The sequence below is a fragment of the Bacteroidia bacterium genome, from assembly GCA_040880525.1.
Classification (GTDB): Bacteria; Bacteroidota; Bacteroidia; order CAILMK01; family JBBDIG01; genus JBBDIG01.
Map to the genome: position 1 here is coordinate 22,494 of JBBDIG010000029.1, position 9,553 is coordinate 32,046.

At 42.9% G+C, this 9,553-nt stretch carries 7 protein-coding genes; 1 reads left to right on the top strand and 6 read right to left on the bottom strand.

The features are described 5' to 3' along the window. Window positions 1-14: 14 nt before the first annotated feature. Complete coding sequence (locus tag WD077_08680; GenBank protein MEX0967301.1) at window positions 15-2,816, top strand: T9SS type A sorting domain-containing protein; 2,802 nt, start codon at window positions 15-17, stop codon at window positions 2,814-2,816. Between the two features lie 64 nt (window positions 2,817-2,880). Here the strand turns inward: WD077_08680 and WD077_08685 are convergent, their stop codons facing one another. From WD077_08685 to WD077_08710, 6 genes are all read right to left on the bottom strand, one after another. Further along, window positions 2,881-3,534 (bottom strand): hypothetical protein, encoded by a 654-nt coding sequence (locus WD077_08685; GenBank protein ID MEX0967302.1) that lies wholly within the window; start codon window positions 3,532-3,534, stop codon window positions 2,881-2,883. Between the two features lie 228 nt (window positions 3,535-3,762). After that, complete coding sequence (locus WD077_08690) at window positions 3,763-4,878, bottom strand: YCF48-related protein (GenBank protein ID MEX0967303.1); 1,116 nt, start codon at window positions 4,876-4,878, stop codon at window positions 3,763-3,765. 62 nt (window positions 4,879-4,940) lie between these two features. Then, complete coding sequence (locus WD077_08695; GenBank protein ID MEX0967304.1) at window positions 4,941-5,066, bottom strand: hypothetical protein; 126 nt, start codon at window positions 5,064-5,066, stop codon at window positions 4,941-4,943. Window positions 5,067-5,784: 718 nt separating this feature from the next. After that, complete coding sequence (locus WD077_08700; GenBank protein ID MEX0967305.1) at window positions 5,785-7,383, bottom strand: T9SS type A sorting domain-containing protein; 1,599 nt, start codon at window positions 7,381-7,383, stop codon at window positions 5,785-5,787. A gap of 65 nt (window positions 7,384-7,448) precedes the next feature. After that, a complete protein-coding gene (locus tag WD077_08705; GenBank protein ID MEX0967306.1) occupies window positions 7,449-8,825 on the bottom strand; it encodes a T9SS type A sorting domain-containing protein in 1,377 nt (458 codons plus the stop codon). 210 nt (window positions 8,826-9,035) lie between these two features. After that, on the bottom strand, window positions 9,036-9,494 hold the full coding sequence (locus WD077_08710; GenBank protein ID MEX0967307.1) for a hypothetical protein: 459 nt from the start codon (window positions 9,492-9,494) through the stop codon (window positions 9,036-9,038). Window positions 9,495-9,553 lie beyond the last annotated feature (59 nt).

Consider the following 9,553-nt stretch of genomic DNA (forward strand, 5'->3'; position numbering starts at 1 on the left):
TTGCAAGTACCGCATTGGCAGGAACCTACACCATTGGAGGAGCCTCTCCTGACTTTGCTGATATTCAGGCAGCCGTGGATGCACTGCATTCTTACGGGATATGCAGTGATGTAACTTTTAAAATTAGGGATGGCATTTACAATGAACAGGTGGAGCTGAACGAATTTGTTGATTCCGGCCAAAGCATGTCAGTAAATTTTGAAGCCGAAACTCCCTCCACCAAAGGCGTAAAATGGGAATACCAAAATAGCAGCGAGGATTCAGATTTTGTCCTGATGCTGAAAGGTACCAATAACGTACGGTTCAGGCATATTACATTTAACAGTGCACGGGGAGATTATACCGGCTTGGTACTTGGCGATGGCCACTTGAATAATATCTCTTTTGAACACTGTATATTCCAAGTTGACACTGTTATATCTTCCTCGTCCTCCGATCATTATTCGATTTATCTGAAAGGAGACTTAAATGGAATATCGTTTAAAAATAATGTGATTAATGGAAATTATTACGGACTGTCTATTTTACCAAATTATGGCAATTATGTAAGCCTTGAGGATAACCGGTTCAGCGGTCAACAGCAAATGGCCATTAGCGTAGCGAGGACTGGCAATCTTTTGGTCAGCGGAAATTATATGGCTAATGCAGGATGGGGCATGTCGCTTTCGCAATTACTGGATTCGGTTGTAGTAAAGAATAATCAGGTATATGTGAACGGGAACATAGGAATCTTCCTGCGGCAATTGAAGAAGAATAGCCTGACCATGTTCAATAATTTTATTGTTATAGATGGATATTTTGCTGTAGCCAGGGGTTTATTCATTCAAGATTCATGGGGGCTTAACATTTATCACAACAGCATTGTGATGGGGATGACAGGAAGCGGTGCCAGCAGCGCTGTGGAGCTTGACAATGTGCGGGAACTAAATTTCCTGAACAACATTGTGTCGGGCAAAGAAGGCGCTTATGTGTATGTTATTGAAAATAATTGTCAGGACTTGTTTTTTGACCATAACGCGCTTTATTCCAAAAACAACTATGTGAACCTTAAAGGGGTCAAGATTTTTTCCAATTTCAATGAATGGCAAGGTTATCAGATCGGTTCACAGCAGCAGGATATGAACTCCGTGGATGTATTGCCCGATTTTGTTTCCATAACCGATCTTCATTTGATAAACGACAGCGGAGTGGGGGGTATGGGCATACCTGTTGGCATAGTTGCCAATGATATTGACGGGGAAAGCAGGGATATTTTGATGCCGGACATAGGCGCTGATGAAGTTAATGATAAAAGCCAGGTGGATGCGGGTATTTATAAGGTGGAAATTCAGGGGAATAAATATTGTGAAGGAAACAGGACACTAACCGCAGTAATTAAAAACTACGGTATAGATACGCTGACTACTTTGACGATTGAATGGAAAGTGAATCAGGTAAACCAAACAACAGCGCAATGGAATGGTAAATTGTCCCCGAATGATACGGCTTCGATCTTTCTTGACACTTTAAATATTGCGCAAGACAGCGGGTATGATTTCTCAGTCTGGACTACGATGCCGAATGGAGTGGCGGACAGCGTGGCATCCAATGATTCATTCCATATTTCTTTTCACACGGATCGTGGCGTTAGCCTGCCAGACAGCGCCTTTGTCTGCATGCCCGATAGCTTAATGCTGACTGCCGAAATATTCAAGTCAGTCTTGTGGAACACTTCCGAGACCACAGTAAGCATTTTTGTTAAAGATTCCGGAACCTACTCCGTGGAGGTGGAGACGGTGAATGGATGCAAGTACAGTGATAGCACAAAGGTCATTGTTGATGAAGATTGTGTGTGGCCGGGAGACGCAAACGCAGATGGAATTGTAAACAACCTGGACATCCTCGCCATCGGTGTGAAGCACGGAAAAACGGGCCCTGCCAGATTGTACGATTCAGGTTACTGGGCGCCCCACCACGTGCTGACCTGGAAAGATACCCTGGCTAATGGCGTGGACATAAAGCACACGGATTGTGATGGGGATGGCATCATCAACTATCTTGATACCAATATTGTGTCAAGAAATTATTCATATACGCACAACAAGGCTGGTGGTACGGTTTCAGGTGTCAGTGGTGATCCTGTACTTGCGGTATCTTTTACCAAATCCAATTATAATCCTGGTGATGAAGTTGTTGTGAATGTTAGCTTCGGGGATGACCAAATCAACGCGCAGGATATTTATGGACTAGCTTTTTCGCTTAATCGGCCGGATGATCTTATTGAGCCGGGGAGCATAAGCTGGGATTATAGTGGCAGTTGGCTAAGTGGTGCAGGACCAGCACTTTTAGTTTTTAATAAATGGACAGGCCAGGGGTACCGAATAGAGAGTGCCATTTCAAGGGTAAATCAAACCAACAAGAGCGGTTCCGGTACTATTGCTACGCTGCGGTTTCATTTAAAGAGTTCTGTATCTGTTGATAAAATGGTAATAAAATTTGAGAACGTTCATATTATTGATAATAATGAAATTCCGGTACCATTTATTACCAAGAGTGATTCTGTGATCTTTAAAACAGGCGTAACAGGAAATGATTTACGTCCAGCCGTTCTTGTTTATCCCAATCCTGCCAATGATCTGATTTATATAGATTATGGAACTTTGGTAGTCAGCTCAATGATATTGACGGATTTGAATGGAAAGATTATTCGTCAAATTGAAAAACCTGAAGGCCCGAAACATACATTGAACGTGGAAGGACTGCCTCAGGGCATTTACTTATTGCAAATAAAATCTCAGGAAAGTATCATTGTTAATCGAATAGGAATTGGATTTTAATTTATCATTGGTCCGCAATTACTGGCGGATGAGAAGAAAATAGTCCAATCCCTCTGTATTACGCTCAATACAACACATCATGCTCGCGCAGGAATGAGACCGTGGCGTCTTCTCCTTCTTTCAGTTGGTTCTGCTGGTAAGATTGGAATTGCTCTGCCGTCATTATAATTTGCATTTCCGTGCGCATCGTCTCTTTCGATTCTTTAATATCCTTGCCAAATTCCTGCTTGTCCTTAGTATCCCTGTACTGTTCCCGAAGCTCATGCACTCGGTCATAATTTTTCAGCGAGGCCTCCACCAGCTTTTTCTCCTGCTTGTCATCCAGCTTTATTTCATCACCTACAGCAGCCCAATAGTTCTGAAGTTTTGCCTCCAGGAAAGCGCGTTTCTTTTCCGCCATCAGGTCGTGGTATTTTCTCATTTGCTTAAAACTCAGCAAATCGGCAAACTTGGCCTCAAGGTTCTGCATGTACCACCGCTTTTTTTCCCGGTCGCTCCAGTCCCAATCCTGGAGGTTGGCAACGGCTGCGTAGTTCTGCTTCAGAATGTATCTCACCTGTTCCTGCTGCTCTTCTGATAGGTCCAGTTGGCGCGTCAGCGTATCGAGTTCCTGTTCTATGAATTTATCGGTGGATACGCTCCGATCATTCACTTGGGCCACAACGAATTCCGGTAGAAAAATAGCTATAATTGCGAGGAGTGAAAATAACTTCTTCATTTGTCTGGTCATTTGGTTCATATTCAAAACACCACGCCCGCCAAATTGCTCAAAGTATTTGGAATTTATGGGGATAGGCGTGAATAAAACGGATGAGACTGATTTGCACTAATTTCTTCAACTCTTTTAAATATCGTTACCGGTAGTTGTTGCCTAATAATAGGTATTCGTACTGAAAAAATGAACGGTACGGAGGATCTGTTTGGTTCCTGATGTATTTATTGTACTCTAGTTTACCCCGCCATTGGTGGTTTTTAAAACCCTCCCGGAATTTCTGGTGGCCCATCCTGTATTCCGGTTAATAAAAAAGATGCTTCTGATGTGACTGGTGCTTGTTCCTGATACAGAACTGGGCGCACTCCAGCTATTTCCACCATTTGTGGTTCGCAAAATGGTCCCGGAATTTCCACAGACCCATCCATAAAGTGAATCAATAAAAAAAACATCCTGAAGATGGTTTGAAGTTAGTGCTGGTGATAATACTTCCCAGCCTGCCGCTTCTGGCTGGATATCGAACATTGCGGCCAATCCTTCGGTGGAGAGAATTAGCTGGGCGGAAGAATGGGCTGCATTTGGAACAACGACAATATTTTGTGTCGAATTGATGTCAAAAGAGTAATTAGAATTATAATACTGCTTAAGGTGGTTAAAATAAATAATACCTCTTTCAAGGCGGTGATTACCCTGTGCCATCGCTGCACATGTGGTTTCAAGCTGTGAATGATTAGGGTCATTGTCCATTGCGCCCAGCAGGTAAACTACATCCCGTTCCTTAAACTGGCCGCGTATGGTAGAATCAGCTACTGAGCTCAAATAAGGGCAGGCAGTAGAATTATGCAATCCATACCTCCATGAATTATATCCACTACAACCACTTGAAGGTACCTGAAATTGATTTAAGCTAGTCGACACCCTTCTTTTATTGTCCATATATAAGTAGGATGATGGGTTTGCAACAATATACTTTACCGGAACTGAAATAAGGTTTTCTGCTCGATTTACAGCCGCATAACGGTTCACATATTGTCCTCCTGAAGAATGGCCGGCCACAATGATCTGGCATAGGTTAGGGTTCTTATTCACCAACCGGAGAATGACACTGTCCATGACTGCAAAGGAGCTGAGCGGGTTCGAATTCAAAGAATTGAAACCTCTGATCATTCCGTTCGGAGATCCCCGCCAGCGAAGATAATTGCTGTTCAAACTATGAGCAGTTACATCATCATCATCGAGAAATTGAGGGGCAACTACTATGGCCTGGTTCTTTAAGTTTCCCAGTTCGGCTGCCTGTAGCATGGTTTCAAGGTAGAGGTCGGTATTTTTGCCTATACCGTGGATGTGCAACAAAGCTATTTTGTATTCAGCATTGACCGAATCCGGATGGCTGTTTGAAAAATAAGTGAATTTTAATTTTGTCCGTTGACGGTGAATTCAGCCTCTTTGTCCGAAATTGTATCCACAGGTGCAGCCATTGCAACGGTGCTAAGAAACAAGAAAGCAGAGGATAACCAGATAGTAAGAGAGGATTTCATTAATTGATTAATTTACAGAAATTTAAGGAGGGCATCAGGACAAATGTAGTCAAAGCCGGTTCCTAAAACTAATTGTCCTCTTTGTTGTAGCAGGCAGATGGGGAGTTTAAAGTCTATAAATCAGTTCTGAGTGTTCTCTCTAAGTTCTCCGTTCCTCCTCCTTCTATTTTTTTATTGACGTTGACTTTTTAATTATTTTTAAGTAAATAATAATATTGACATTTAGAATAAAGGCGGATAAAAATTAAAATAATTTCCGCCCAACCGTTCGACTCCGATAAGAGGCTACGTTTGAAAGCCTTTGGATTTAGTTTGAATAATCTGATTCCAAAGCATTCAATACCTTCAATGGGCTTTCCTGGATCGCACTTATAATAGTACCGGTATTCCGGCAGGCTTACATAACCCGCTTTCCCGGGTTCAGTTGAATGTAATCTTTCTTCTGATCAACAATTCCGGGGGCCTCAGCTCTTTCTGGTCCAGGAAACTTTATCCGCAAATAGCATAGAATTGTCCTGTCATACCCGCGAAGAGCAGGAGATTCCGGACATTTCGTGAAAAACGAAATGCCGGAATGACAATGAATTGGAAGAAAACTTAGCCGAAGCTTTTCTTCTTCCGTCAGCAAACCGCACAGGCACTTTGATCCAACCAAGTGAGGGCTATTTTCTAAAGCCTTTAGCTGTTGTAGCATGTGATGAATCGCAGGTATTCTCCTTTAATGCTTTATCCATCTTTTGGTCAGTACCTCCTTTTCGGTGAATATCCGAATAAAATATAGACCGGGAGAAAGTGCTGAGACATTCAATTCAGCATGATTGACCTGTAGATTGGCCGACACTGACATTTCGCGGCCAGATAAATCCAGGACCCTGATTTCTTTGATGGGAGCGGACGAGGTGATCCCCAGGGTTATTTGGGCAGGATTCGGGAAGAGTACCAAACGGCCTTGCGCAGGCTGACGGGGTAGGCCTGTTGGGAAATTCTGCGTATAGTATTCCGCCACCGCCTGAATATCGTCTTCCATCCTGCTGAAAGCGCCCAGTTGGCCGCTGCCGGTATTGGGGTGGAAAATGGAAGCTACCGTCAGTTGCAGTTCATCGCCCGGTGCAAAGCGCACAGGCCCTACCGAGCCAATTCCCCTGCGGTCACCTGGCTGATGGTTTTCGCTTTCTTCCGACCATTCGGATGAATTGCCCGGGTCACCGGGATAGGCATGGGTTGCCGGGGTAGTGCCTTTGTAGCCGTCTCCGCCCCGGGTAAGCGCTGAGCCATCTTTCCATCTTCCCCTGAGGTAGTGGTAATACTCAATTGGACTTTCGGGATTTCCCTGACTGGTAAAATCATTGTTATAATACATAAAATGCGACAAGTCCTGCCCAATAAAGGCAATGCTTTGCACAGGGGGTTGAGCGCCATATCCTTGAGAGCCGTCATCAAAAGAGTCACCATTATAACCGAAAAAGGCATTCAGGTCTGGGTTGGAACCGATAAAATCATCGAAGCCAAATCCAATATCAAAGTCCGCGAACATCCCGTAATAGAGCGAATCGTAGGTATGCTGGCTGCGGTTTATAATCCGGAATTCCAGATAAACAGTATTGTCCAATGGATTTCCATCAGCGGTGTCCAGCACAAAAGCAGTGGCATGGACTTCAATTCCCAAAGGTTCTCCACCGGTTTCCGTATGCGCTGCAAATTGGTCGTTCATCACCCAATAAAGCGTCTGGCTTCCGCGCACCTCCGGGTAGTCACCATGCTGTGGTTCGTACAAACCATTTTTATCTGCGTCTACAAAAGGTGCCATGCGTTTGGAGTGGCGGGTATTTGATGAATTTCCGGGCCAGTTGGCAATGCCGCTCGTAATGGGACCGCCTGCCTTAAATGCCTCCACCTCAGCCCTGCTAATGGCCCAAATGGAGTCCCAGGCTTGTACGGCAGGGCCGGTTGTGGTGCCGGTGGTGGTATCGAGCGGGCCAGGGTAAAAATCGTAGCCACCCTGCCTGTAAGTCATTGCCGCCAGGTGGAGGTTTCTGCCCGCATCCAGGCCACCAATCCATAGCGCTGCCCCAAATAGCGTGTGCTTGCCGCTTCCTCCCGGTACTTCAAAGCCAGGGGTGAAATCGAGGTTATAGAACATATCGCCACCATTGTGAATAACGGCACGCACATTATTGGATTCCAGTTTGCGGAGGCAGTTGGTATTTGTGCTTTTCCTGAATGGACGAAGAAAGCTGCCAGTACAATAAGTGGTAAAACGTATAGTATTTTCATTGGTAAATATTAATTGGTTTATTACAAAACAACGCTTTCTCATTCTTCCTGGTTTGCGTCAGTTTATAAGTGGCAATATTCGCGGCATAAATGAAAGAAAATGCCGACCTATTCCAAAACTAATTTATCAATTTTAACTATTCCGGAATTATTTTGTAGTATTAAAAAATACATACCAGATTTGAAAGTGGATAGGTTGAGACTTGTGGAATTACTAAACTCTTCTTTATATAAAACCCTGCCTGTAGCATCAAGAAGTTGTAGACTTAAGGATTGTGGTGTACCGGTCTTTATATTCACAATCCCAGTAGTAGGATTTGGATAAACCGAAGTTTTAACTAATTGATTTTCCTTTATCCCCATGGGTAACTTAGTGATACCTGAATCTTTCCCATTGATAACCCAACCAATTATGTCTGTATACCTGCCGATTGTGGAAATATTATAAATTAGATATCCTCTATAAAAATAGTTGCACTCAGGGGTGTAAAATCCAAATCCTTCACGTACATCATGCTGATCATATATTTGACAATCCAATATATAGATGGTACTTTCCAGACATTTCATTGAAGCCCCATTCTTTTGCCAGACCCTATTTTCTAATAATGATGGACTACCTGACGGAAAAGTAATGTACCCATAAGCCAGAACATGGGAAAGGTTCTGTAGAGGCGCATAGTAGGTAGTATCTCCCTGGCTTTCCTTCAGCGTTACATCCTCCGTTCTCCAATATTTATAATAAATCGAATCGGGCGTAATCAGTAGCTCAGTAATAGAATCCTTATAGACAAGATCCGGATACTTTTGATAGCCGAAATTATTCGAGTAGATACCGCCCATTTCATAGAAAAAGACATCTCCTTCAGAGAACTGAAAGTATTCCTGAAACTCCAGGTCCCGGAATCCCAGTTGGACATTATCATCTTCATAGCCGATGAGTTTTCCTGGTGGCATCATTTGAACCAATGGTGTTTGTAGGAAAGGCATTAGTTCCAGACAACCAAAATGTTTGCTCAATCGGAATGTATCGGTTGACTTGGTTCCTTTATTCGTAATCGTAAAATATTTTATCGAATCCAACTGACCTAAAATTACTTCTTCGGTCAGCTCAATCACTTTAAATGAGTAGTTGTCGTCCTCCCAAGTCTCATTCTTACCTGAAAAAGGAAGGAATTTGGTTTTGGATATCCCGGCAAAAACTGTATCTCCCAAAACAGAATATTCGGCTACGATAGGCCGATTCATGGCGCCTAAAGGAATTGTATCAAGATCAATGATACAGGTGTCGGAAAAAACCAGCGTGTTGGAATAAAAGTAAAAGATTGTATCACCGCTCATTTTGGAGGAGTCCAAATAAACCTTTTGATATTGGTTGCCGGAAGAAAAGTGCATGACAGCACCCAGGGGAAATGGCGACCAATCCTGGCAAATAACGGCTGAGGAAAAAAGGCTTAGAAAACCGACAACTTTAAGGATTTTCATTTTCATTGGGTTTATGGTTCTTTCATACAGGCCCGAAAGTCAAAGATACAAGAAATTTTTCCATGCTAAAGAGCAGCAGTTGTGTGCTTTACGAATCGCTCAGTACGTGACCCGCCTGGCCTGCCCTGAAGAATTTAAGGATACAGTGGTGTGAGAGGCTCTCCTCTGTCAGCTACCGCTGGCGGGCTACCCAATTATAGCCAGTGCTTCTTATTTTTCAATTCTCACTAAATCAATACTTTCAGAATTGGAAGTGCATTTTATTCGGAATGAGCTTCCATTCATTTGGTTGACATAATTCAGGTTTCGTTTGTTACCTGATACTTTAAATTCAATAACATGAATCTCCATTTTTCCGTTCTTCCATTGAACTGGTCTGACAGCCAACAATGTTATTGAAGTGTCACCTTTTACTTTTTTAATGATATCATCTCTTGTCAGTATCTCAATCTTTTGTCCATCAATCTCAGTCGGGAAGTTGTCTGTAGCGATCCAATCTTTTTCAATATAGTAGGTGTCAGGAATCTTAATGAGGTCTGGCCTTTCTTGATTGAATTCTATTAGGTACTGAAGATGTCCTGACAAAGCCCGAAGATAAATATTGGTACTGTCGGTCTGAGATTGAGCATTTAAAGTCCATGTCAGAATAAATGCTGTTATGATTGTCAAAGTTTTGTCTTAGACCCCTATTTCTTGGAGAGATTTTTCAAAAGAGTTTAGGTCTATTT

Excerpts from the sequence above, each read along its gene's own strand:
- WD077_08685 (MEX0967302.1), bottom strand. The coding sequence starts at position 3,534 with ATGAAGAAGTTATTTTCACTCCTCGCAATTATAGCTATTTTTCTACCG.
- WD077_08695 (MEX0967304.1), bottom strand. The coding sequence starts at position 5,066 with ATGAAATCCTCTCTTACTATCTGGTTATCCTCTGCTTTCTTGTTTCTT.
- WD077_08700 (MEX0967305.1), bottom strand. The coding sequence starts at position 7,383 with ATGAGAAAGCGTTGTTTTGTAATAAACCAATTAATATTTACCAATGAA.
- WD077_08705 (MEX0967306.1), bottom strand. The coding sequence starts at position 8,825 with ATGAAAATCCTTAAAGTTGTCGGTTTTCTAAGCCTTTTTTCCTCAGCC.